Raw genomic sequence first — 24,672 nt, forward strand, 5'->3', positions numbered from 1 at the left:
TCGCCGTGAAGTGTAGGGCGCGTGTGGTGCGTCGGTTCAAATGCCGGGTGTGTAAAGGTTAAAGTTGATAAATGTATGCTAAAAGGCGTTTTGTCGCCTGGCGATCCTATATTGATCCTTTACCCATCCTATACCCGTTTCGCCTGAAACCCTTGCTGGTGCGAACAGGGGATATAGGATCGATATAGGATCGATATACCATGGATATGTAAACCATGGTCAATGCTGGTTCCTGGCTGCATCGTTCGTGGATCCCTGCTGTCACTATGCTGTAAACCAGCTGTTTGTTGCTGATTTGTTGCTGTGTGGTTGCTGAAACCTTGCTAAAAGAGCCGGTTTGTTGCTGTTTTGTTGCTGAAACCTTGCTGAAACATAAGCTGGACGGGTAATTTTAGCAACAATACAGCAAGGATCCACGAAGGATCCTCTATAGGTGCCTATCCGGGCGGTAAGAAAGTGGGGTGGTTTTTGCTACAGTATCGGACGAAGGGAGGGAGGAATGGCTCACTGCAGCAGCCTCGCATCATTACCCCCGATTTTTTCTGATTGACAACCAGTAGCGAACTCTCCGGATTGTAATTTTTGGTACGATTTAACCCCTAACATTTGTGGCAGAGTAGTATTTTACATTAAATATCCGGCGCTCCCGGCGTGTTTTGAATAAAGAACAAAATTGCACAACTATTGATAACCAGTATGATAGATCCCTATTTTGAGAAAATCCCTGCTGTTTTGAAATTTTTTTTCTCACTATATGGTCCCTCATGACCCAATTTGTCGTTTTATGGATAGAATGAAGCACAAAAGTCATTACATATTACAGCTTTATGTTCAAAAGGTAGCCGGCACCATCAGCGAAGATGACCTGGTTTACCTGGAGAACGTGCTTAAAGAGGATGAGGAACTGCGGGCGTTATGTTCGGACTGGGACCTTGACCTTAATTCTGACGAAAGTAAGCGCCAGCTGGACCCCGAAGTAAACAATTTACGCTGGCAGCAGATTAAGAAAAAATACGAAGAACATGTTCCCGAGCAGCGTTCGGCAGCCGATATCCGTACTGGACGTATCGTTTTGCTGAAGCGCTTTGTTGGTGCTGTAGCAGCAGTAGCTGTACTGGCCATGGGTATCAGTATGTTCAGGACCCCAGAGGAGCGGCCGACATCCAATCCTTTGTTAGCCACAAAAAGCACACACCTTAACATGCCGGGCGGACGGGTCATCAATCTTGATGAAACCCTGTCTGACCAGCACTTTAATGTGGGAACTGTTAACCTCGACAACGAAAAAGATGAACTTCGGTTTTCGGCCGGCGGTAACGCCGGTGCTGGTTATGCCAGCTTAGAAGTTCCTGCAGGGAAGCAGCACACAATTGAGTTGCCCGATGGTACAGTGGCCACCCTTAACTCCGCATCCAGTCTACGTTTTCCTGTTGCTTTCGGCAAGGGGAACCGGGAGGTGGAGCTGACAGGCGAAGCATATTTCGACGTTGCGAAAAACGCTTCCAGTCCGTTTGTAGTAAAGAGCCACGGTACAAAAGTAGAAGTGTTGGGTACTGTTTTTAATGTTAACTCTTATAACCCCAAAGACATTAGAACAAGCCTTCGCGATGGTAGCGTGAGGGTACATGGAGGTAATACAAGTACTTTACTGAAGCCAGGCGATGAAGCCAGTAGTCTGGAAGGTGCGGGTATCACTATAAGCTCTTTTAATGATCTGAATGTATTTAGCTGGAAAAACGGAGTGATGAACTTTGAAGATGCATCACTCGAGTCCATTTCAGCAACCCTGTCGAGGTGGTACGACGTAGATGTCGTATTTAACCGGCCCGGCCTGAAGGGAACACGCTATAACCTGACAATTGAGAAGTCAAAACCGATAGAGAATGCGCTGAACCGATTAGTGAAGTTGTCGTCTGGCGGTTTGAATTATACATTAAAAGATGGAGTTGTTCGTTTCGAATAGCCCTTTCTTTGATGCAGGATTCGCTTTTCTCCATTTCTAAATATATAGCCATGTTACGCAGGGAAACCTTTTTAGGGTTCCCTGTTTTTTTAAGGAACGGATTAGTAATTGTATGATCTATATTATCAAGCTTTAATTTTCAGTAAAAGCTATTCTTATTCGTCCATTGAGCCCGTCCAGTTTAGCGTAAGATTTTGACTCGAACAACTCCATTGTAACCCGGTTTTTAAATAGAATAGCTTGTTCGTCCATTGTTTTCCCATTTTTTTAGCTTAAGTAGAAGATATTTCGACCATCCATGAAAGCCTTCATTTTAACTTAAGACTTATGTCCGTTGAGTTAGCCCCCAGTTTAGCTTTAGTAAGTAATAAGTCCATTGGATTAGCCCTCTCTGGTTTAGCTTAAGACAAAATTTAAACCAGTCCGTTTTTTGCTGGCCCCTCTTATTTAGTTAGGACAAAAGCGATCGTAGGTATCATCTGCCTGCGGGGCATTTTAATGTATGGCAACATCAAGCGGCAGGTAATGTTACCTGCGGGTTGTTTTTTTGTTGTGGGTAAAAAACTGTCCGTAAATATTCTTTATTTACAGAGGGGTTTTTTACCTTACGGCGCGTTATAAGTTGTTAGCAATGAATATGTAAGCTCACTCTTGTTTTGGTTAACAACCGATTAACCAAAATTGGTCGTTTTCTGATAACGCGACTATGATGCAGTACGTATTAATAACGACTTGTTAACGAATAAAAATCGTATATTCGGCCTTACCTGATCAATGAAAAAGGACAGAATGGCAGTTGAAAGAGAAGATCATTGAAGTAAGGTACGGTCTGCAGTTGTTGCGTTTACGTTCTATTTGTCCAATCGTTAGCTTAAGAATTAATTTAACTTATTATCCAGGCTATTTTCCGGTATATGGACTGGGGACTTCTTCCCGTACCTTTTAGTGGAGAGTGGCAGAAACACAAACTTTAACTATCATGGATGATTTTAAATTAACTGACTACAGTTATTCGTCCTCCGAGGAGGCAAAAAATCAATCGGAAATGGAAAAGCAGGCGGGAGCCATCGGGAATGCTTGTAGAGTGTTGTTTGAACGTTTTGGTGGACAGCTGGTGCTGTATGTTGTGAAGCTTGGTCTTGATGAAGACCAGGCTAATGAAGTTGTGTCCAGCGTGTTTATCCATATCTGGGAGAAAAGAAAGACAGTGGAAATACTGCAAATGGAAAAGCCGCAGGCTTACCTCTACAAGGCAGTATACAACAGGTTTCTTGACTATCAGAAGAAAACGGGACGCGAGCGGAGGGAGTCGCTCGAGTATATGGCGGGATTAATGGACCGCCAGGATGAAACATACAGTGAGCGATGGAGCATCCGTGGACGAATTGCTGCTGCAATGAGTATACTCACTGAGCAGCAGCGACTCGCTGTACTCGCTATTCGTTTTCAGGGTAAGACTCACGAAGAAACAGCCGCCGAAATGGGCATATCCGCCAGTACCGTGAAAAAACACCTGAAGGTGGCATTGTCAAAACTGCGAAAAAATCTCAAAGAACTGTATACGATCGTAATATTTATCAGCCTGCTGATGCCTTAATAATATCCTTTTCATCCAAACAAACTTGCCTTATTAGCAATATGCCGAATGTACTAACAGTGAGATTATTAAAACACACAACATCCAGCGGGAATGAAAACCTTTCCGGTATCAGCTGATCACTTTCATTTATCACTACAGGTATGCGACCTGTATGAAACCGCCTGCCGCTATTAAATAAAGCCGCCGGTAATCGTGTGCCTCTTACTACAGCTCATTAAACAGGCAGTTGTATAATGAAGACAGTGTGTCGCAAACAGAAATATGGAGAACAGTGTTCGTACTTTGTAAAGTTAGCATAACTAATAAATGTATGTCTATCAATATGATGTCCGTATTCTCAATTTTCCCCGTTAGCTTATAGTCAGATAAATCAGCGTTTCTCGTATCCTGAACCATGTTAGATGAAAACATGTCTACCTTCATGAAGAAGTATTTTATACCAAAACACCTGTTCCTGCATATACTTATGCTGGCTTTGTTGTCGGTAAATACTACCATGGCCCGGCAGGTAGATTCCCCCTATATCTCTGTTACCGCACGCAATATTACCATCAAAGAAGTACTGGAAAAAATCGAAAAGGAAACGGGCTACCGCTTTCAATATAGCGCTGATGTGTTGGACAACACGCGCAAAGTGCGCTTCTCCGCCATCAATAAACCATTGTCGTACGTAATGCAGCAAATGCTTAAACCCGGGCTGTATTATGAGGTAGAAGGAAAGTTGATCCTTATCCTCCGTCGCGCCGGTGCCGCGTCTCCCACAACCGTAGCAGCACCTGTACCTGTATTTGTAAGCGGAGTGATTACGGATGATAACGACAACCCATTGATAGGGGCTTCCGTATTGTTAAAGGGAGGTAGCACAAGGGCCGTAGCTGATGATAATGGCCATTTTGCACTTGGTGAAATAAAGACCGGTTCCGCTCTTATCGTTAGTAATATTGGTTATAAAACAAAAGAAATCTATGTAAAACCGACCGGCACCATCACCATTAAACTGGAGAAACTCGTGCAGGAAATGAAAGCGGTGGAAGTAGTAAGCAATGGTTACCAGTTTTTCCAGCAGGGCAAAACAACTGGTTCGGTTGATGTGGTGAACAACGCCCTGTTTAACCGCACCATGTCATCGGACGTACTCAGTCGCCTCGAAGGCACAGTGGCTGGTCTGGTATTTAACCGCTACCTCGGAAAAAATAATCCGAATGATATCAGCATCAGGGGCGTAAGCACCATCGGTACTACAAACGGCGAAGACGCACAACCGCTGATTATCCTCGACAACTTCCCATACGATGGTAATATGGATAATATCAATCCCAACGATATTGAAAATGTAACTATTCTAAAGGATGCAGCTTCATCTTCTATATGGGGCGCCAGGGCTGGTAATGGTGTGATCGTTATTACGACGAAGAGAGGTAAGTTTAATCAGGCCCCTAAGCTTTCGATGAATGCGAACCTGATGATTGGCAGGAAGCCGGATTTGTTTTATCAGCCTTCCTTTACATCAGCAGCGTTCATAGAAGTGGAAAGGTTCCTGTTTGACAAGGGATTTTATAACTCACAGTTGAATAACACAGCAAGCCGGCCGGTTATTTCGCCTGTGGTAGAACTGTTGGCTGCTGCCCGTTCCGAGGATATTTCGGTTGATGAGGCCAATGCAAGAATCAAAGAATTCGAGTTGCAGGATGTACGTAAGGACTATGAAAAGTACCTGTACCGACCATCAGTCCAGCAACAATACGCTGTGAATGTAACCGGAGGAAACGCTCGCCTTAACTACTACTTTTCCGCCGGTTATGATAAGAACCGCACCAACCTGGTAGGGGATGAGGTAGAACGAATGAGCTTCAGGAGTTTCACAAATGCCAAAGTCACGAAGAACCTGGATGTGGAAGTGGGGTTGACGTTTACAGAGACGGATACGAGGAATAATAGTTTGGGGGAGATTACGGTCTCTTCCTCGCCGTTCAAATATATTCCTCCCTATATGCGATTAGCCGACGGTGATGGCAAGCCTCTCGCAATCGACAAAGATTTTAGAACATCCTTTAAAGATACGGTTGGGATCGGAAAGATACTCGATTGGAAATATAAGCCAATCGATGAAGTGCGGTATGGTGATAATACCAGTAAATTGAATGACTTTGTTTTATTTCTTGGTACCAGGTATAAGTTCTCCAGTTATCTTAGTCTGGATTTGAAGTACCAGCTTGAAAAAGCATTGACAAAAAACAGGAACATACACTCAGTCGAAAGCTATTTTACAAGAAATCTTATTAATTTATTTACGCCAACCGATGGGACAACCAGCCAATCTATAGTTCCATATGGAGATATCATGGATTATTCCGACTCGAAATTATACTCAAATAATTTCAGGGCTCAGCTAAATTATACTAGATCTTTCTTTGATAAGCATACAGTTGATTTTATAGCAGGTGGGGAAGTAAAACAACGGGAGGGTGACGTTAACAGTGGTCGCTTTTTTGGTTATGATCCAGATGGGCCGGTTAGGTTTGTTGTTCCTTCTGTTAATCAGGCTCCGAGTTATTATTCTTTGCAGGGCTCGAATTACAACCTTCCCCGGCCGTTTGCAAAGGAATCTCGTCTTTACAGGTTTATGTCTGCATATTCAAATTTGACTTACAACTATGACCAGCGATATATTTTGTCAGGTAGCTTAAGGCGGGACGCATCGAACGTTTTCGGTGTTACAACTAACCGCAAATGGAATCCCTTGTGGTCGGCAGGAGCAGGATGGATAATTTCAAACGAGAAATTTTACGATGTTAACTGGTTATCGTTCTTAAAACTAAGATTAGCTCATGGCTATAGTGGTAATTCAAATGTGAACGTCGCGGCGGTGCTTACCCTGATACAAGCTCCCGATAACTTGTTTAGCAATTTGCCTAGTCAGACCATCGACAATGTGCCGAACCCGGAACTGAGATGGGAAAAGGTTAAGACAACTAATTTGGGAATTGATTTTTCATTAAAGGACAATCGTTTAAGTGGAACTATTGATGTTTATCGTAAAAATTCAGAAGATCTCATTACGTATGCACCGGTGGACATCACTTCTGGATTTAAAACGGTGACCAGGAATAATGCGGCCCTGGGCGGCCATGGTGTTGATCTTACATTAAACACTATCAATTTAGCCGGAGTTTTAGAATGGCGGACGTCGTTACTTTTTTCATATAATCGCACGAAGTTTGCTGAGTTCAAGAAGGGAATTAAGAGTGCCAGCAGCTATATTGGAGCAGGTAGTATCAATCCCATTGATGGGCAGTTACTGTATGGAATTGTTAGTTATAAGTGGGCAGGGCTCGATCCGGCAACAGGAGATCCTATGGGATATGTGGGTATGGACAAAAGCAGTGATTACGTTAGGATCTCTGCAAATACAGACTTGGGCGGCCTTGTGTTTCATGGATCTGCGAGGCCGGAGATTTCCGGTAGTATCCGTAATACATTTACGTACAAGAAGTTTTCTCTGTCGTTTAATATCACTTACGAACTCAAGTACTTTTTCCGCAATCCATATGCTTTGAGCTATATTACTCTTTATTCAAATTGGCAAAATAATGGCTATGATGATTATATGAATAGATGGAAGCAACCGGGAGATGAAAAGGTAACAAATGTGCCATCAATGATTTATCCGGCAAATAGCAGGAGGGAGAGTTTCTATAGCTCTTCTGCGGTGAATGTACAACCAGGAGATCATGTGAGATTAAAGGATATTGTTTTGGATTATCCGTTGAAGAATATTGCCCGAAAAAAGGGTGATTTACATTTTTCGCTTAAAGGATACGCCAATAATATTGGTATTATCTGGAAGAAAACAAGTCTTAAAATCGATCCGTCTTACCGCATTCCGCTTCCTCTTAACATCGGTGTAGGGGTAAAAATGAGTATGTAAAATTTAAATTTGTAATGGTCAACTTTCATGATTACGATAAGATAAGGTTGCTGCTGGTGCTACTAATAGTAACAACGGTTAACATCTCTTGTAGCAGGTTCCTGGAAGCTACGCCGGACAGCAATCTTAATACGATTAGCGGCCTGGCCGATTTGCAGAAATTGTTGGACCATAGTTCCCATAATGCGGAGTATCCTGCTGCCGCCCAAATCGGTGGCGATGACTATTACCTGACATCGGCAGATTGGAGTTCGATGATTAACTCCAATGACAAGAATCTCCACATTTGGTCAGAAGATGCGGTAGGCGACGATGAATGGTATTACTGTTATAAAAAGATTTTTGAACACAATATTGTGCTGGAGGAGTTACAGAAAATTAAGAGAACAGAAGCCAACAAGGAAGAGTATAATCAGATTAAAGGATCGGCACTGTTTCTAAGATCTTATAGCTTCTATCATCTGGCGGAATTATTTGCTCCCCAATATTCTCCGCGTACGTTAAATGATCAGGGGATCGTATTACGGGTAGCTTCAGATATAAATGCTCCTTCAGTTAGGGCATCAGTAGAGGAAACTTACGAGCGTATAATAAAAGATTGTCTTGAAGCACAAAGCCTTCTCCCCAAAACAAAAGTCTTTAATACGCGACCCAGCCGAGCTGCTGTTTGGGCCTTGCTGGCTAAGGTTTACCTGGCCACTGCCAATTATGAGTTGGCTGCCCAGTCTGCAGACTCGAGTTTAAGTTATTATAATTACTTGCTCGATTATAATAGCCTTGACACGTTGGCCACAGTGCCATTTATACCACAGGCTAACACGGAAATAGTGTTTCAATCTGTAATAAGGGGAAGTAGTCCAATGCTTCCTTCAATCTGTAAAGTGGACACCGTACTATTGGCTTTATACGGAAGGGACGATCTCAGGCGTAAACTTTTTTATCAACGAAATGCAGACGGCAGCCATCGCTTTAAGGGCAACTACAATGGAACCAGAACTGACATTCTTTTTAACGGGTTGGCGGTGGATGAGATGTATTTAATAAGTGCAGAATGTAACGTGCGGCTTGATAAATTGTCTGCCGCAATGGCCGACATCAATGCTTTGCTGGTCAAGCGCTATGCTCGAGATACCTACGTGCCCTATGAAATCAGGGATAAATATGCCGCATTAGCACTCATTATTGATGAAAGAAGAAAAGAACTTGCGTTCAGAAGCGCGAGATGGTCCGATTTAAGACGTTTCAACCTGGAAGAGGGCCTACGGGATACCATTGTACGGAAACTAAATAATAAGCAATACGAGCTATTACCTAACTCAAATCAGTATATTTTGGAGTTAACAGAACAACCGTGAAAAATTGACCTGTATAGCTTTCGGACAATTTTAGATTATTGTTCCATTGGTGCATAATAAATAACCCCGTTCCAGTAAGAGTTATTTTCTAATGCGGTTTCCAGTGAAGAATTAGGAGTGATGTAAGGATTAGTTCCATTACCATTTACATAGATTCCACAAAGTACCTCGCTTCCTACGGCGCATTGTTCTGTTTGGCCGGGTGCCGATCCGGCAAATATATAATTTGACGGCTCTATTCTCTCAAAGGCATCAAATTCGTTTCCCGTGTAATCGTAATATCCAACGACATTCACACTTTTGCCGGCCTTGGCTTTCAATACAAATAAGGTTCCTAATGCAACTGCGAACAGTGCAACTATTAAACTGAGCTTTTTCATAAAATACTATTGGTTTTGAAAATAAAGAAATGAATTTGCCGATCTCCTATACAGGTCATTGGAGATATTTAATCGTTAGTAAAAGAATAAGTAACTACCTATCGGCATGACAGGTGATTTGGTGCATGATAGATCACTGTACCACTAACAAATTGCATATTATGTTTTGTGAGTAATAAATCCTTCAAAGGAGAATCTTGAAGAATGCTTTTAACATGATCGGCTTGAGGAAATGTACTTGAATTGGTCGATGGTAATTCACTGCCACTATTTACCGGGCAAGGATATACGTTGACATACGTAATTAGCCCCCCGGACAGATTGCAAACAGCAAAAATTTTATTATTCTGGAACATTCACAGTTAATTTTAATAATAATTCGCTTTCTCTTAATTGTATAGATATACCCAATAGTTATAAAGTATCGGAAATTAAGAGGTTGTAATGCAACTCCAGGTCACTAATAGTTTGGATACAATCGTTCGCTGCGTTGTAAAATTCACATGATACCAGTAAGCTTGGCTTAAGCCAGTTAACCTAAAAGTAATAAATACTTTTGTTTAATAAAGCACATCTTTGTGTAATATTATAATTGATTGTAATGACAGTTTGAAGGAATGGCTAGTCCCAGTCGTTCTTTTTCATTTTATCATAGTCTTCATTTCTTCACGGTACCGGCTTTTTTGCTCCGCGATTTATCTTTCTTCTTACGGGCGTTAATGTTGTTAACCAGTGAATTTTTCACGCCCAGCTTGTTTTTCTTTCTCTGCTTTGCCATAGTCAATTCTTTATATTGTAAAAATCAAAACACGGGCCGCGGCCAACAGCTTCCACCAGTATGGCCCTAAAATCGTACCTTCGCTGCTTTCGCAGCTTGTAAAAAGCGCTACTGACTCATGAAATTCGAACAATACAATATTTCCCCGGAAATCAAACGCAGCCTGGAAGACCTTGGTTTTAAACGACCAACTGATATCCAGTTTAAGGCTATTCCCTCTATTCTCAACGGCGACGACGTACTTGCCATCGCTCAAACCGGTACCGGTAAAACTGCCGCTTTCGCTATTCCCGTACTGCATATGCTGCAGCGAAAACGTAAACGTATAGGCCGCAAAGAAGTACGCTGCCTGGTAATGGTACCCACCCGCGAACTGGCCATCCAGATCGCGGAAGTGTTTGAAAGCCTCGGAAAATATACCAAGCTCAATATATTAGGCCTTTTCGGAGGGGTAGACCAGGCCTCACAGGTGAAGAAATTAGATAAAGGGGTAGATGTAATGATCGCCACCCCGGGCCGTATGTTCGATCTCATCAACCAGGAACATATCGACCTAAGTAATCTTGATATCCTCATTCTGGACGAGGCTGACCATATGCTGGATCTCGGATTTATCCGCGATATCCGCGATGTACTGAAGCATATCCCGCGGGATCATCAGACTTTATTCTTTTCCGCTACCATCGATAAAGACATTAAAGACCTCGCTTATTCTGTAGTTCGTAACCCGATCCGTATACAGATTTCACCGGAAGACCCGGTATCGAAAAACGTAAATCATGCGGTGGCTTTCGTGGAAATGGACGATAAACGCTTTTTCCTGGAACGCCTGGTGAAAGAATTCCCCGAAGGTAAAATACTGGTCTTCGTGCGTACGAAAGTACGGGCTGAAAGGGTGTTTGCTGCTATGGAACGTATTGGTATCAAATCGCTTACCATGCATGGCGGTAAGGAGCAATCCGACCGTTTACAGGTAATGGAGGAGTTTAAAAAGGGTGATGTGAAATTGCTGATTACCACCGATGTAAATGCAAGAGGTATCGATATCCCGAACGTAGACTACGTAGTAAACTACGATTTACCGGATGTTCCTGAAAACTATGTACATCGTGTAGGACGTACGGGCAGGGGCGTTCAGCGCGGACAGGCTGTATCGTTCTGTAGTGAGGAAGAAAAGCCGCTGCTGGAGGCTATCGAAACCTATATAGGTAAAAAGGTAGTGGTTATGAAGATCGACAATAGCGAATACCGCGAAACCCTCAGTTTCTCCGAAGATATTCCTAACGATAACTGGCAACTGCTCATCGACGAGCATGAAAAGGAGATGAAGGCTAAAAAACGAAAAAAGAAGTAAGCAAAAGCCTACTCCTTCTTCTATTCACGAAACATTGTAGCCTAACGTTCAATATCTATAATCATTCCCTGGTCAAACAGGGACTTCAGTTCTTTCCTGCCAAAACCTACCGGTGTGGCCAGGAAGGCGGACTGGCCTTTGCCTTTAATGGCAGATAAGCCGCTTATTTTATTAGTTTCATACTGGTTCATCAGCAGGTAGGCAGAGTCGGGTGTGATGTCTGCTACCTTATACAAAGTATAACTGTCTGATTTAATTCTCACTTCCAGGATATCACCCTTATGAGGAGCCGCGATCATCGCCTCATTACGGGCGGTTTGCTGCCGGCCGTTTACTACTCCGGCAACAATAAGCCCCGAAAGAATGGCAAGCCCGCTGAACGTCCACACGGGAACTTTAGACCTGGTTTTAACCTCTCCATAGGTTTTTTTAAGAGATGAGGGCATCTGGGTGTGATTGAGCGTATCACCACAATGCTGGCAACGACTTACACCCTGTTTGCCAATTGGTACAAGGGGAATCCAGAATACATGCGCGTAACGCTGGAACACAGCCATCGTTACGGTATTTTGCTTACCGCAACTGGGGCAGCCCTGCTCCAGCAGCTCCTGTTTTAAATGAGTACTTTTCCAACCGTAGATGATCATAGGATAAATGGTGCCTGCTTTAAATCATATCAGGTTATAACAAAAGTGCAGTATTCCAATCAGACTACATATAGCACATAAATGTAATAATTTATGTGGAGAGCAATTCGTCCGTAATTTTTGCATTACCTCGTTCAGCTGGCAGCGTTTCCGGAACTAAGACCTGGTAACTGGCTTATGGCATTGATTCTATTTCTGGCAGGGGATCTGTGGTTGGTAAAGGCTTATTTGCTTTCCTGGATTGTGGTGTAGTTCCCCTTGATTCCAGGGGTTTCTTCGCTTTTTCCAGCATCAATTTCTTTTCTTTTTGATTTACCTTGTTTTGCCTGGCATCCAGATCGACTAACCTGCTTTTAAGTTTAAGCTGACGTTCATTTAGCGTTATCCGTCTTTCGTCCTGTTTAAATTTTGCAGCGGTACTCATTAGTTTCTTTTGTAACTGCATCTTTTTCCTGCTGATCTCTATATTGGTATGGAGATTAGCTTTGGTGTTGACGTTGACATTCGTCTTCAGGTCCACATTTACGTTTTTTATTTTATGTTGCTCCCGGTGGACTTTAGGAGAAGCGTTTACGTTGTGTTTAATGGATATATGCTGCGTTTGCTGCGATTTGTAATGCTGTAAGCTGTCGCGGGAAAACTTTTCGTGTTTCTTCCAGGTGGTGGGTTTTTGTTTCTTCCAGGTGGTTGTGTTTTGTTTCGTCCATACCGTGTCTATTATCACTTTTTCTACCCGGTGTACTTTGGTTGGGCGCGCTTCCCTGGCCTCTTTTGCCTTAAAACTCTTTCTATCTGCTTTGGAAGGGGAAATTACCGTATCAATAATTACTATCTTTTTAACGGGTGCGGTATCCTGTACCGGCTGAGCAGCGCATTTCCCGGCTATGGCCACCGGCGTTGCACTTAAAAAGCAAAGTGCGGTAATGGTAATGGCGCCGGCCAGCAGCATCAGTTTACCTGTACTTCCCAACTGCTCGTTTTCGCTGGTAAGCATGCGCTTAATGCGGGAGAACAATGCTCCCTGCTGATTTTTTAAAGTCATAGCGTATTTGTTTTGAGTGAGCGTAAATTCCTGGAACGAAACGAGCGCCTGCATATAGGTTTCCTTTCGTTGTGTATGTTGAATTACAATTTCGTCGCAGCAGGCCTCCCTTTCTTCCTTTAGCAGGGCCGAAATCCAAAGCAGGGCAGGGTTGAAGAAAAAGATGGTAACGGTTACCTGTTGGATGAGATTAACGAGGTAATCGTTTCTGCGGATATGTGCCAGTTCATGCACCAGTATAGTTTCCAATTCAGCCACAGGCAAATTGCCTAGTAGTCCGAGCGGCATCAGCACAATAGGTTTTAGTATACCAACAGTCAACGGTACGTTTACCAGCCGCGACTCCATCAATCTCACTACCTTTTTTATGCCCATGTCGTGTTTAATATCGTAAAAGCGGTTGCGCCATTCGTTAGACGGTAATGATGCTTCTTTACTACGAAGGCGGCGAATGTAAGCTAAGCTGCCGGCCATGCCACAGATCCTGAAAAAGAATATCGTACCCCATGCCATCACCATCCAGCCCGCATATTGATTAAAGAGTATGCTAAGTGTGCCGCCCATGCCTGGTTCGGGAGGGCATACAGCGGCGGCGGCCGCATTGGTGCTGCCGGTTGTGGAACTGGCGGCTGTAAGTTGGATGAATAGGGTAAAAAGACTACCCAGCAAAAACACAACTGCCACGCCGCTAATAAGGTTGTAACGCAGCAGGGCAGAGGAGCGGCGTGTACGCAGGATGATGATTCCTGTGGCAGCGGCGGCGATGGCCCCCTGCCAGAGCGAGTGCAGTAATGTCCAGCCAATGGCGGTTACTGTGCTGTTTTGTAACCATTGTTCAAGGAGGTGCATGAGCAAAAGATTTATTTTCCTTTATCCATTTTCTTCAACAGTTCCTTAATCGCTTCCAGTTCTTTCTTCGATGTTTTTTTATTACCGAGCAGTTGCATCATCAGGCTGCTGGGCGAGCCGTTATACATGGTGTCCACGAACTTATCCAGCAAAAAGCTCTTGGTTTTGCTTTCCTCTGTGGCGGGACTGTACACGTGTTTCATCTGGCTTTCATCGCGTACGAGCAGGCCTTTCTCCACCATTATCTGCATCAGTTTCAACGTAGAGGTGTATTGTACTTCCCGTTTCTCCTCGTTCAGCTTATCATTTACCGTGCGTACGGTAGAGGGGCCGTACTTCCAGAGTACCTGCAGTATCTCCAGTTCGGAACGGGTAGGCTCCTGTAATTCCTGGTTTTCTTTCTTCATAAATTAAAGGTAGGAAATATTTCGTACGAAAAACTTTTTATCTTAGCATTGGTTGAGTGGGAGCAATATTTATGACTCTCACCATAAAAAAGAATCCCGGAGCTTCGGGCTCCGGGACTACTAATTCTGTATCAATAATATATTATCTTCTTCCTCCCATAGTGGTGCGTGGTGCTGCACTGCCTTTCTGTTCAACCTCCCTGTTCATTTCCATAATATCTACCGGTTGTGAGAAGTCGCCCAGCAACCATTTGCTGTAATAGTCTGCAAGGCCCCAGAAGAACCATTCCTGCATATCGCCGTAGGCGTGCGCCTGCCCGGGCAGCAGCATGATATCAAAACGTTTGTTCGCCCTTATCAGTGCGTTGATAACGCGGATGGTATTGGCCGGGTTCACGTTATCGTCCACATCACCGGTAGTGAGCATCAGGTGACCTTTCAGGTTCTTTGCCAGGTCAGGGTTTTTATCGATGTTGTATACAAAGCTGGTATCGCCTTTATCACCGACAATTTCTTTTACGCCATGGTGTTTCTCACTCCACCAGCGATTGTAAATGCTGTTGTCGTGGTTACCCGAAGAGGATACGGCTGCTTTAAAAAAGTCGGGATATACAAGCATAGCTGCGGTAGACATAAACCCGCCACCAGAGTGGCCATGGATACCAACGCGATTGATGTCGATGTAGGAGAAGCGGTCGGCCAGTTGCTCGATCGCCGCTTTTTTATCTGCAAGGCCGTAATCGCGCAGGTTGCCGTATCCGTAATTGTGATACCATTTTGAACGGCTTGGGTTGCCGCCCCTGTTACCCATTGTTACGACGATTACACCGATTTGCGCGAGGCGGTCGGTACGGTCGGCTCCTTTGCTAAAGGCCTTCAGTACTGCCTCTGTTTGCGGGCCTGGATATACGTAAGCTACCACCGGGTACTTTTTGGTGCTGTCGAAATCGTAAGGCTTATACATCACTCCGTAGATGTCGGTAATTCCATCATCTGCCTTTACTACAAACGTTTCCGGGAATTTGTAACCGGCTGCGAACAGTTGTTTAAGGTCCGCGGTTTCGAGATCCATTACTTTACGGCCATCGGCGCTGTATAGTGTGGATTTGGGAATGGTGTTTACGCGGGAGTAGTTGTCTACAAAGAAGGTACTGTTATCGTTCAGGCTCATGGTATGGTCGAAATCGCCACTGTTAAGCAATGTAAGACCGCTACCATCAAAGTTAACTTTGTAGAGGTGCAGGTAGTAAGGATCTTCTTTGGCTTCACGACCGTTAGCAGAGAAATACAGTACGCGTTTCTTCTCATCAATCCCTACGATATCCTCGCAATGAAACGGGCCTGACGTGATCTGGTTTTTTAAAGTGCCATCGCCATTATACAGGTAGAAGTGGCCCCAGCCATCTCTCTCGCTCCATTGTATCAATTCTTTCCCATCTGCTACCAGTCCGACTTTTCGGGTTTCCACGTACGTGTTCATCCTTTCTTCGATCAACACTTTGGCGGCGCCTGTAGTTACGTCTACACTCATAATGTCTATGCGCTTCAGATCCCGGCTTGTGCGGGTAAGATAGAACTTGTCCTTTGTTCCCAACCAGGTTAGCGGCCTCCAGTCGTCATCTCTTTCGCTTTGTTTAAAGCTGGCAGCAGATATGGATACGTCCTGGTTTTTAAAGGCGGACACGCCGAGTGTTTTATGGTTACCGGTAGCGGCATCAAACAACAGCACGTACTCTTCAGGTGCCTCTTTTTCGCCCGGCAGCTGGTATTTATATGTTTTTAAGGTGGGGCGCGGATCGGCAATGCTATTTATCACCCACATTTCTTTCAGTTTGCGGGTGTCTGAACGTACCATTGCAAACTGTTTGCTGTCGGGCGACCATAACACGTAAGCTGCTCTGCGCTTAGGTTTTGCCTTGGCACTGTCGCTTACGCCATGTCCATTATCTTCATCTTTTTCTCCGCCTCCATATGCAAAGAACTCAATACCATCTTTCGTGATCTGCGTTTCCACGATGGTGGTATCGCTTTCATTTTTCAGCGCTTTCACATAGTTATCCTTATCCATTTTGTACAGGTTGTAGTTTCTTGCGAAAACAACAGTGGAGCTGTCTGGCGAAATGGATGCCCAATTGGGGCGGCGTGCAGGTTTTTTAAAGTCTTTTAGTTCGATGAGTTTACCGCTGGCGAAGGTATATTCGAAGTAGAAGGTTTTTTTGCCACGCGGAGTAGGCTGGCCGCGGCGAACGGTAGTGTCTTTCCGGTCTTCGTCCATCGTACTTTTTACTTCGAACCTCATCCCGTTCTCACTTTCTGTGAGGCGGAGACTGTCGATGGTGAGGTGCTGCGCATCAAACGGATCTTTTACGATCATCGTGAGTTCTGCGGCCAGTTTGTCATTATCGAACATATCCTTCTTCTCTCTCTTTGCGGGATCTACGATGTACCATTTCCTGCCGCTGGTAGTTTCATATACATACCAGAAACGGTCCGATTTCTTGAACCAGTGCGGGCTTACGGAAGTAGAAAAGGCCATTTTCGCCAGTTTTTTAGGCGAAAACCTCGATGCCAGTTGGTAATTGGCCTTGGTGGCGGGCTGGGCCTGCGCCATCACCAGCTGCATACTCAACAGGAGAAAAGAAAACAATAATACTTTTTTCATTCAACAAGTGATTTTGGTAAGATATGAAAGGATGCTCCGCGGTGTAATGGCCGTAGAAATACCCAGGGATATTTGTGGTTAAGAAATGGACAATTTTTGTTAATCCGCTGCCAGTAAGGGTTTGGATGGGACACAAAATAGTAATTTTCGCCTCTTCGAACCAGTTAAAAAGGAAAAAGCAGTATGACCGGTTGATAGCCGGTATTGCCGGTTGGCGGGTAATATTTTAAGGAAATGGTACGGCCTTAACCTCCCATAGCGTATACGACGATGTTTACTCCAAACTTTGTATTGTCCTCCGCCAGGAATCGTTTATTACGGAAATCGTAGTCCCACTCGCAGCCGTAGTCCTTATTACTGTACAAAACGCCTATACGTCCTTTAATCTCAATAGCTTTCAGGTAATCGTGCACGAGGTCGTCGCCCCAGCCATTGAGTTCGAAATTGGTGGTAGGTGGTCCTTTTTCAAATTTGAAGAAGGAGTTATAGATATGATGGTTATTGGGGATCTTTTTTAAAGATGTTGCGCCAAACAGTTTGTGCATCTGCGTTTCGAACGATTTGGCGAAGAGGCCGTCGATATCATGGTTGCAGTCATCCACAAAAACAAAGCCCCCGTTTTGTACATACTTCTTAAAGTTCGCGGCTTCGCGGGTGTCGAACTGCACCAGCTTGTGGCCGCTGAGGTAGCAGAAAGGATAGTTGAATAACTCATCGCTTGCGAGGTCTACGACTACTTCCTGCATATTAACCGGGATGGTCGTATATTCGATAAGCGAGTTCAGGATATTGGAGGGCATACGCTGGTCTGTATCCCAGTCGCCCGAGCGGTAGCGCAACCTAACAAATGTGAAATTACCTCTTTGCATGCGTTTATCATGGGCCTGTGCCGCCGGTAGATTTTTTTCTAAATTTCTTCTTTTTATTTCTATTTTCCTGCAATACAGTGAGAAAAAGAAACCTATTCAACCATTATCATTTAAAACGACCCGAATTTGGGACTTACAGAAAACACGATCAAACCTTTGCTTAGCAAGCTTCCCCGGTTAAAACAAGAGATTGCGAAAGTTATTGTGGGACAGGAGGTGGTGGTAGACGAAATACTTACCGCCCTGCTGGCCGGAGGGCATTGTTTGCTGGAAGGCGTGCCCGGCCTCGCTAAAACGCTGATGGTACGTACCCTTTCGCAAGCCCTGGACCTTCCTTTCCGGCGCATCCAGTTCACCCCCGACCTGATGCCTACCGACATTATTGGTACAGAAGTGCTGGAAGAAGATCATGTTACCGGCAAACGATTCTTCAAATTCAACAAAGGCCCGCTGTTCGCCAATATCATACTGGCCGACGAAATAAACCGTACACCGCCTAAAACACAGTCGGCCTTGCTGGAAGCCATGCAGGAGTTCGAGGTAACCTATGGCGGACAAACGTACGCGCTGGACAGGCCATTTTTTATACTCGCCACACAAAACCCGATAGAGCAATCTGGCACCTATCCTTTACCTGAAGCGCAACTGGACAGGTTTTTATTGTACATCAAAATCGGCTATCCCAGCGAACAGGAGGAAACAAACATCCTGAGTAACACTACCGGTAGCAGAAAAGAAAAAGTGGAACCGGTGCTGAACGCAGCGGAGATACTTGAGTTGCAGCAGTTGGTGAGGCAGGTTAGCATTGATGAAGAGCTGGTGCATTATGTAAGCCGTTTTATACGTGCTACACGTCCCGAAACCACTACAGTGGCATATGTTAAGGAGTGGGTAAGATGGGGGGCGGGGCCCCGTGCGGGCCAGGCCCTGATACTTACTGCCAAAGCCCATGCGTTACTGCAGGGGCGTTATGCAGTAGTGATGGATGATATCAGGAAGATGGCCTATCCTGTATTGCGGCACCGTATACTGATGAACTTCCGTGCAGAAGCGGAACAAATAACGCCGCAAGAGGTAACAGACACACTGTTGAAAGAAATCGCAAGAACGAAAACACCTTTGTCCTGATACGCCTGCCAATATGAGCCGTTTACTTGATCCAAAAGTACTACTGTCTGTAAAAGACCTTCGCCTGGCTGCTAAAACCATGGTGGACGGACTTTTAGCGGGTATGCACCCGGGTAAACTGAAGGGCAGTGGTATGGAGTTCAGCCAGTACAGGAGTTATCAGCCAGGCGACGATCTCCGTTCGCTCGACTGGAAAATGTACGCCCGGTCCGACCGCTATTACATCCGTGAGTCAGAGATGGAAACAGGTATTACCGTACGTTTCCTGGTAGACGCCAGTAATTCGATGGCGCATACCGATGATGGTATCAGCAAAATGGAATATGCGCGCTACCTGACCGCCTCGCTGGGTTACCTGGCGCACCTGCAGGGCGATGCTACAGGGCTGGGCGTATTATCGCAGGGCCAGCTGTTTTCGCTGGCGGCGCGCAAAGAATCGCAGCACATGGCGCGCTTTTATTATCAGCTTGAACAAATGCAACCCGGCGGAACGTTTACCGGGCCACAACAATACCGCGATCTCTTTTCAGGCGCACATACACGGCAGCTTACCGTATTCGTCAGCGACTTTTACCAGCATGGAGAGATTACCGCTTTGCTGGATACGCTGAGTGCCATGCGGCACGAACTGATCGTATTTCATTTAACAGCACGCAACGAGCTGGAGAAGAATTACGAAGGTTATACAGCGGTGGAAGACCTGGAAACAGGAGAGGTGGTGGAAATTGACAACAGGAACGACGCCGGTTACAAGGAACGGTTGCGGCAATGGCTGGCGGGTATACAACGGCAGATGCTGGATAAACATATTTATTACCGGCAGATCGTAATTAATGAACCTTTAGATCAGGCCTTACGCGATTTTTTGAATCAGCGTAACAAGGTTAGATAAAATAAAAAATAGTTTGCTTCAGTTTTTACAACCCATATGGCTGACTTTAACGGCAGGAGTTATTATTCCTGTGATCATTCATTTGTGGCAACGTAAGCCAGGTAAGGTGTTGCGGGTGGGAAGTATTATGCTGTTGCAGGCGTCTTCCATCAAACATGCACGGAGTTTTAATCTTACGGAGTTGTTGCTGCTGTTGCTTCGCTGTCTTTTTATCCTGTTGCTTGCCTGTTTGCTGGCGCAACCGGTTTGGGAAAACCTGATGACTGCTGATAAAGGTAAAGGCTGGGTAATGATACCGGGGCACGATGCCGATATTACCTATCAACACTTCAAACCGCAGGTAGATTCGTTGTTAAGCCAGGGGCATGAGTTACATTATTTCGATACGGGATTTGAAGAAGCAAAGCTCAGCGAGCTGAGTAGCGAACGCCTGCCTGACAGCTCGGGCTACTGGCAGCTTTTACAGCAATTGCAGTTAGAACTACCATCCTCCTATACGATCCATCTTTTTACACCCGCACGCCTGGATAAAGTAAAAGGTGCCCGCCCGGCAACAGCGCTGGACCTGCACTGGCATACTTATATACCGGCCGATTCTGTAGTGCGTTGGGAAGCGCTGCGTTATGCGATGGATAAGGACAGTACGCGATTGATAAAGGGGGAGAGTTCACCGGCCGCTACCCGCTACAATTTGGAAGATATTAAGGGCAAAGATGCCAGGCCCCTGCGCCTGGCCATCTACACTGATCTTTATAAGGATGATGCCGCTTACCTCGAAGCCGCTTTGCTGGCCATCCGGCAATACCTTGGCAGGGATGTGGTCATTGAGAACTGGACGGAAACAAATAATGCTTTGTCTGATTGGGTGTTTTGGTTGTCGGAGAAGCCTGTCCCACCAGGTTTTAAGAAATTATTACGATACGATACAGGAGAGGTAAGGCAGGTAAATACTACAATCGGTAATACCCCCATCCACCTATATAAAAAAAATACGAGTACCGATACAATCACCGCCGATTGGAAATACGCGAGCGGCGTGCTGCTCGGTCATCGGGGCAATGAATATATCTTCTACAGCCATTTTAATCCCACTTATACCAGTTTAGTTTGGGATGATGCGTTTCCGGGCATGCTGCTGGATTTGCTGATGCCGCAGGATGATGCTTTGCATGACAAACGTGCTATAGATCCGCAACAATTGCTACCTGTAAGGGGAGAACTTTCAACCACGAACCACTATACACAATTGCCGCTGGCAAAGCACTGTTGGTTATTGTTATTCCTTGTTTTTGGGTTGGAAAGATGGTTGTCGCTTCGTAAAAAGAAGGAGGTGGCGCATGATTGAGCAGATCAGGAATAAATGGGTGCGTAAGCAGGTGTTGTTGTATTTGCTGCTTTCGTTGGGTCTATCGCTACTGGTTGCGATTTTCTCAATAACTATCGGGGTACTTGTATTTATATCACTTTTTGCGCTGTTGTTACTGTTATATAGGCCCTGGCAGCTTCGCCCCGGCGATGTAGCCATTTACCTCAATCAACAGTTTCCAGAGCTGGAAAACAGTGCTGGTTTATTTTTGAAAGAAGACGGTGCGCTCAATTTGCTGGAACATTTGCAGGCAGATAAAATCAGGCCTGTTATCGATAGTGTCAGCTTGCCCAGGCGGTTTTACCGGGATGTAAAACAAGCGGCCTTCCTGCTGCTGGGCGCATTATTCATTTTTGCTATTGGCAGTTTTTGGGTGGATGCAAAAAAGAAAGAAAGGATAACAACCGGTATTAATGCATCTCTTGAAAAACCTTTGCCGGCAGGAATTACATCAGTTAAAGTAAGGATTGAGCCACCCGCTTATACAGGCGTTTCCGCTAAGGAACAGGCATCGCTGAATATTACGGGGGAAGAAGATGCGCTGGTTACCTGGGAGATTACGAGCGAAGGGAAGTCTGTCGAATTGCGGTTTAATGATTCGAGTTTGGTGAACCTCAAAAATAACGACGGTGTTTGGCGCGCAGCGCGGCGCATCAGCAAAAATGGCTTTTACCAGGTTGTGCTTGACGGCAACAGTTCTGAGTTTTACGCCGTGAATGTTGTACACGACCGCCGGCCCGTAGTAAGCGTGTCGGCCCCCAAACCATTTGTAGCACTGGAATACGGCGAATCGCTGAAATTGCCGTTACAGGCTGCTGTTACGGATGATTACGGAATCAGTAGCGCCGTAGTTTATGCTACCATTGCCAGCGGGAGTGGAGAGGGCGTAAAGTTCAGAGAAGAACAGTTATCGTTTCCCGCCGATTTTGCCGCTAAACGTAACAGCTATCAGTTGATGCGTACCCTCGATCTTGCCGCCCTGCACATGCAGCCAGGCGACGAACTTTATTTCTACCTGCGTGCTACAGATACTCGCGGACAGGAGAGTCGATCGGATATACAGATAGTTACCCTCGCCGATACCACAGAACTAATGTCGTTCGATGGCATGATCGCAGGCGTGAACATTAAACCGGAGTACTTCCGCAGTCAGCGCCAGATCATCATCGAAACGGAACAGCTGTTACGCGAAAAAGATACTATCACCATCACCAGGTTTAAAGATCATAGCAATGAACTGGGGACCGATCAGAAGCTGCTGCGCCTGCGTTATGGTAAGTTCCTGGGCGAAGAGTCGGAAACTTATGGTGAAGATCACGACCACGATCACGACGAAACGCCCGCATTTGGTGATGCTAAGGCAATAATGGAGGAATTTTCACACCAACACGATAACGCAGAAGATGCGACATTTTTTGAACCGGCCGTTAAACAACAATTAAAGGCTGTATTGAATGAAATGTGGAAGGCGGAGTTGCAACTGAGGCTTGCTAAACCCCGGGAGGCGCTGCCGTTCGAGTACAGAGCACTTCGTTTGTTAAAAGACCTTCAACAGAAATCGCGCGCTTATGTTGGGAAAACAGGAACTAAAACCACCCCGCTCAAACCCGAAAAGAGATTAACAGGCGCACAGGATAAAATTGATCCGGCACGTTTGCAAAGAAATACAACACCTGCTGAAACGCCCATTCCAAAAGCGCTGGCAGCACTTGAATTGTTGAAGTCGGGAGGAAAACCAGATGCGGTTTTACTTCAGGAAGTTACGTTACTGGTGGCCAATAAAGCTGCGATGGAACCATCCGTTTACCTTCCTGCGCTGGAGGCATTGAAAAAGATCAATGCAGGCCAGGTCCTTGAAAAGGATATTAATGCTGCTCAGCGCGGGCTGCAACGCATGAATGAACAGGCGCCGTTATTGCCTGTACTTACCCCAGGCAGATCCGGAGCATTATCAGCGCTGTATTTTTCCAACCTTCAAAACAAAAAACAATGACGGGTTGGACTTACATCATACCAATTATAGCGCTACTATTATCAGTATTACTGTTATGGCGGGAAATACGAAGACCTCAGAAAGGGAGGTTAGCCGCGCGCGTTATTGCTACGGTGATAGTGGTGGTGAGTCTTGTATGGCTGGCTTTTCCCGCGATAACTGAGCGGCAGGTGCCAGCCAAATCAGCAACAGCATCGAAACCGGAAGATGGTATTATCGATTGTTACTGGCCATTACAAATTTCATCCGGCGAATCGCTGACGTTGGACGGAGTATTCCGCAAGACTTCTGAAAAGCCAGTAAAGCTGTTGCTGTCTGGGTTCGATACCGATATGGATAGCGTAACACTTGATGGAACAGGCAATTTGCCTTTCCGTTTACAGGCAGTGCCCGGCCACAAAGGCAGGGCCGTTTACAGGATAAAAGTGATCAGGGGTGATGATGAGCAAATGAGCGAGCCAGTCCCCTTGATTGTACAGGAACCCGTGCCTCTGAAGATATTGCTGCTATCGTCATCCCCCGACTTTGAAGATCGTTTCCTTGCCGACTGGTTGGGGCAGCATGGCTACCCTGTAGCCGCCAGAAGCCGGGTAAGCCGCGATCAATACGTCACCCGTTTCCTGAACCTGCCTGAAAAACCGCTGGACATAGCAACTTTCGACGTGGTGATAGCGGATAAAGATGCGATGACAGGCGGCGAAAAAGTGCAGGCAGATCGCAGGGTGCGGCAGGAGGGGCTTGGCCTGCTGCTGAAAACCGATAGCGCTGGTCACCGTGCGGGATCAGTCAAACTGCAGTTGTTGGGGAGCCATGCTTCCCTGGCGGCATTACCACAGGATCCTTTAGCGGTGGTGCGGGATAAAAATGCGTTGCCGCTGGCTAAGGACAGTGCCGGCCGTGTATATACTGTGGTTAACCTGCAGGGGCAGGGCCGCGTGGTGCATACGAGCCTGCATCATACATACAGCTGGTTACTTAACGGGCAGGAAAAGTCGTACGAGCAATATTGGAATTTGGTATTACAACACTTGTCAAGGTCTGTAAAACCGGCAGAGCAATGGCGTTTTTCGCCCTTCATTACGCGTGCAGATGAACATTTAACCGTCACGCTACAAAGCGGTTTTGATGAAATTCCGCGGATTTTGCAGGATGATGTGGCGATTGCGCCGGCTGGCCATCCTTTAAGGGCGGGCAGTTGGGATGGCAAATACTGGCCACGGGAAAAAGGGTGGAAGTTGTTTAGATCAGCTCATTCTGAACAATGGCTATACATCTTTGGAAAGGACGATTGGAAGCAAATGCCTGCTGCTCATGTTATTGCGGCAACAGATATTGCCCGTAAACAGACCCGGTACGAATGGTGGCTGATCATACCATTACTTGGCGGCCTGGCTTTTTTGTGGATAGAGCGGAAATTGTGATAAATGGGAACAAACATTCTCTGAATATTTTTTAAATT

At 45.4% G+C, this 24,672-nt stretch carries 16 protein-coding genes; 10 read left to right on the forward strand and 6 right to left on the reverse strand.

The annotated features are described in order from the left end of the window. Nucleotides 1–784: 784 nt before the first annotated feature. From QZT80_RS26565 to QZT80_RS26580, 4 genes are all read left to right on the forward strand, one after another. Complete coding sequence (locus tag QZT80_RS26565) at nt 785–1,963, forward strand: FecR family protein (protein WP_295129411.1); 1,179 nt, start codon at nt 785–787, stop codon at nt 1,961–1,963. 979 nt (nt 1,964–2,942) lie between these two features. Then, nucleotides 2,943–3,560 carry a sigma-70 family RNA polymerase sigma factor gene (locus QZT80_RS26570; RefSeq protein WP_295129412.1) on the forward strand — a complete coding sequence of 206 codons (618 nt, stop codon included), beginning with the start codon at nt 2,943–2,945 and terminating at the stop codon, nt 3,558–3,560. Between the two features lie 424 nt (nt 3,561–3,984). Then, nucleotides 3,985–7,491: a SusC/RagA family TonB-linked outer membrane protein gene (locus tag QZT80_RS26575; RefSeq protein WP_295129414.1), complete on the forward strand. Its 3,507-nt coding sequence runs from the start codon at nt 3,985–3,987 to the stop codon at nt 7,489–7,491. Between the two features lie 14 nt (nt 7,492–7,505). Then, a complete protein-coding gene (locus QZT80_RS26580) occupies nt 7,506–8,846 on the forward strand; it encodes a RagB/SusD family nutrient uptake outer membrane protein (RefSeq protein ID WP_295129415.1) in 1,341 nt (446 codons plus the stop codon). Between the two features lie 35 nt (nt 8,847–8,881). Here QZT80_RS26580 and QZT80_RS26585 read toward each other — a convergent pair whose 3' ends face one another. Then, nucleotides 8,882–9,226 carry a hypothetical protein gene (locus QZT80_RS26585; protein ID WP_295129416.1) on the reverse strand — a complete coding sequence of 115 codons (345 nt, stop codon included), beginning with the start codon at nt 9,224–9,226 and terminating at the stop codon, nt 8,882–8,884. 896 nt (nt 9,227–10,122) lie between these two features. On the opposite strand from QZT80_RS26585, the gene QZT80_RS26590 reads away from it, so the two are divergent. Beyond that, nucleotides 10,123–11,358: a DEAD/DEAH box helicase gene (locus tag QZT80_RS26590; RefSeq protein WP_295129418.1), complete on the forward strand. Its 1,236-nt coding sequence runs from the start codon at nt 10,123–10,125 to the stop codon at nt 11,356–11,358. Between the two features lie 41 nt (nt 11,359–11,399). On the opposite strand, the gene QZT80_RS26595 is transcribed toward QZT80_RS26590, so the two are convergent. The 5 genes from QZT80_RS26595 to QZT80_RS26615 all read right to left on the reverse strand — a co-directional run bounded on the left by QZT80_RS26595 (nt 11,400) and on the right by QZT80_RS26615 (nt 17,834). Beyond that, entirely contained in the window at nt 11,400–12,005 is a 606-nt protein-coding gene (locus QZT80_RS26595; RefSeq protein ID WP_295129420.1) for a hypothetical protein, read from the reverse strand. 175 nt (nt 12,006–12,180) lie between these two features. Beyond that, a complete protein-coding gene (locus QZT80_RS26600; RefSeq protein WP_295129422.1) occupies nt 12,181–13,896 on the reverse strand; it encodes a M56 family metallopeptidase in 1,716 nt (571 codons plus the stop codon). 11 nt (nt 13,897–13,907) lie between these two features. After that, entirely contained in the window at nt 13,908–14,303 is a 396-nt protein-coding gene (locus QZT80_RS26605; protein ID WP_295129424.1) for a BlaI/MecI/CopY family transcriptional regulator, read from the reverse strand. Between the two features lie 142 nt (nt 14,304–14,445). Continuing rightward, complete coding sequence (locus QZT80_RS26610) at nt 14,446–16,965, reverse strand: DPP IV N-terminal domain-containing protein (protein WP_295129426.1); 2,520 nt, start codon at nt 16,963–16,965, stop codon at nt 14,446–14,448. A gap of 245 nt (nt 16,966–17,210) precedes the next feature. Next, complete coding sequence (locus QZT80_RS26615) at nt 17,211–17,834, reverse strand: DUF4159 domain-containing protein (RefSeq protein WP_295129428.1); 624 nt, start codon at nt 17,832–17,834, stop codon at nt 17,211–17,213. A gap of 126 nt (nt 17,835–17,960) precedes the next feature. Here QZT80_RS26615 and QZT80_RS26620 point away from each other — a divergent pair, with 126 nt between their 5' ends. From QZT80_RS26620 to QZT80_RS26640, 5 genes are read left to right on the forward strand one after another with little or no spacing between them, the layout of a single operon-like run. Then, entirely contained in the window at nt 17,961–18,962 is a 1,002-nt protein-coding gene (locus QZT80_RS26620; RefSeq protein WP_295129430.1) for a MoxR family ATPase, read from the forward strand. 13 nt (nt 18,963–18,975) lie between these two features. Beyond that, entirely contained in the window at nt 18,976–19,854 is an 879-nt protein-coding gene (locus tag QZT80_RS26625) for a DUF58 domain-containing protein (RefSeq protein ID WP_295129432.1), read from the forward strand. A 13-nt stretch (nt 19,855–19,867) separates the two neighbouring features. Then, the gene (locus QZT80_RS26630) at nt 19,868–21,199 is read left to right on the forward strand and encodes a BatA domain-containing protein (RefSeq protein WP_295129434.1); all 1,332 of its coding nucleotides are present in this window, start codon (nt 19,868–19,870) and stop codon (nt 21,197–21,199) included. Beyond that, complete coding sequence (locus tag QZT80_RS26635) at nt 21,192–23,213, forward strand: DUF4175 family protein (RefSeq protein ID WP_295129436.1); 2,022 nt, start codon at nt 21,192–21,194, stop codon at nt 23,211–23,213. The genes QZT80_RS26630 and QZT80_RS26635 overlap by 8 nt, the downstream gene beginning before the upstream one ends. After that, nucleotides 23,210–24,634, forward strand: a complete 1,425-nt coding sequence (locus QZT80_RS26640; RefSeq protein ID WP_295129438.1) for a hypothetical protein — start codon at nt 23,210–23,212, stop codon at nt 24,632–24,634. The genes QZT80_RS26635 and QZT80_RS26640 overlap by 4 nt, the downstream gene beginning before the upstream one ends. The last annotated feature ends 38 nt before the right edge of the window (nt 24,635–24,672 follow it).

The sequence above is a fragment of the uncultured Chitinophaga sp. genome, assembly GCF_902168175.1.
Taxonomy (GTDB): Bacteria; Bacteroidota; Bacteroidia; order Chitinophagales; family Chitinophagaceae; genus Chitinophaga.

Bases quoted from the DNA above. Each gene is read 5' to 3' on its own strand.
- QZT80_RS26565 (WP_295129411.1), top strand. From the start codon at position 785: ATGGATAGAATGAAGCACAAAAGTCATTACATATTACAGCTTTATGTT.
- QZT80_RS26570 (WP_295129412.1), top strand. From the start codon at position 2,943: ATGGATGATTTTAAATTAACTGACTACAGTTATTCGTCCTCCGAGGAG.
- QZT80_RS26575 (WP_295129414.1), top strand. From the start codon at position 3,985: ATGAAGAAGTATTTTATACCAAAACACCTGTTCCTGCATATACTTATG.
- QZT80_RS26580 (WP_295129415.1), top strand. From the start codon at position 7,506: ATGGTCAACTTTCATGATTACGATAAGATAAGGTTGCTGCTGGTGCTA.
- QZT80_RS26585 (WP_295129416.1), bottom strand. From the start codon at position 9,226: ATGAAAAAGCTCAGTTTAATAGTTGCACTGTTCGCAGTTGCATTAGGA.
- QZT80_RS26590 (WP_295129418.1), top strand. From the start codon at position 10,123: ATGAAATTCGAACAATACAATATTTCCCCGGAAATCAAACGCAGCCTG.
- QZT80_RS26595 (WP_295129420.1), bottom strand. From the start codon at position 12,005: ATGATCATCTACGGTTGGAAAAGTACTCATTTAAAACAGGAGCTGCTG.
- QZT80_RS26600 (WP_295129422.1), bottom strand. From the start codon at position 13,896: ATGCACCTCCTTGAACAATGGTTACAAAACAGCACAGTAACCGCCATT.
- QZT80_RS26605 (WP_295129424.1), bottom strand. From the start codon at position 14,303: ATGAAGAAAGAAAACCAGGAATTACAGGAGCCTACCCGTTCCGAACTG.
- QZT80_RS26610 (WP_295129426.1), bottom strand. From the start codon at position 16,965: ATGAAAAAAGTATTATTGTTTTCTTTTCTCCTGTTGAGTATGCAGCTG.
- QZT80_RS26615 (WP_295129428.1), bottom strand. From the start codon at position 17,834: ATGCAAAGAGGTAATTTCACATTTGTTAGGTTGCGCTACCGCTCGGGC.
- QZT80_RS26625 (WP_295129432.1), top strand. From the start codon at position 18,976: ATGAGCCGTTTACTTGATCCAAAAGTACTACTGTCTGTAAAAGACCTT.
- QZT80_RS26635 (WP_295129436.1), top strand. From the start codon at position 21,192: ATGATTGAGCAGATCAGGAATAAATGGGTGCGTAAGCAGGTGTTGTTG.
- QZT80_RS26640 (WP_295129438.1), top strand. From the start codon at position 23,210: ATGACGGGTTGGACTTACATCATACCAATTATAGCGCTACTATTATCA.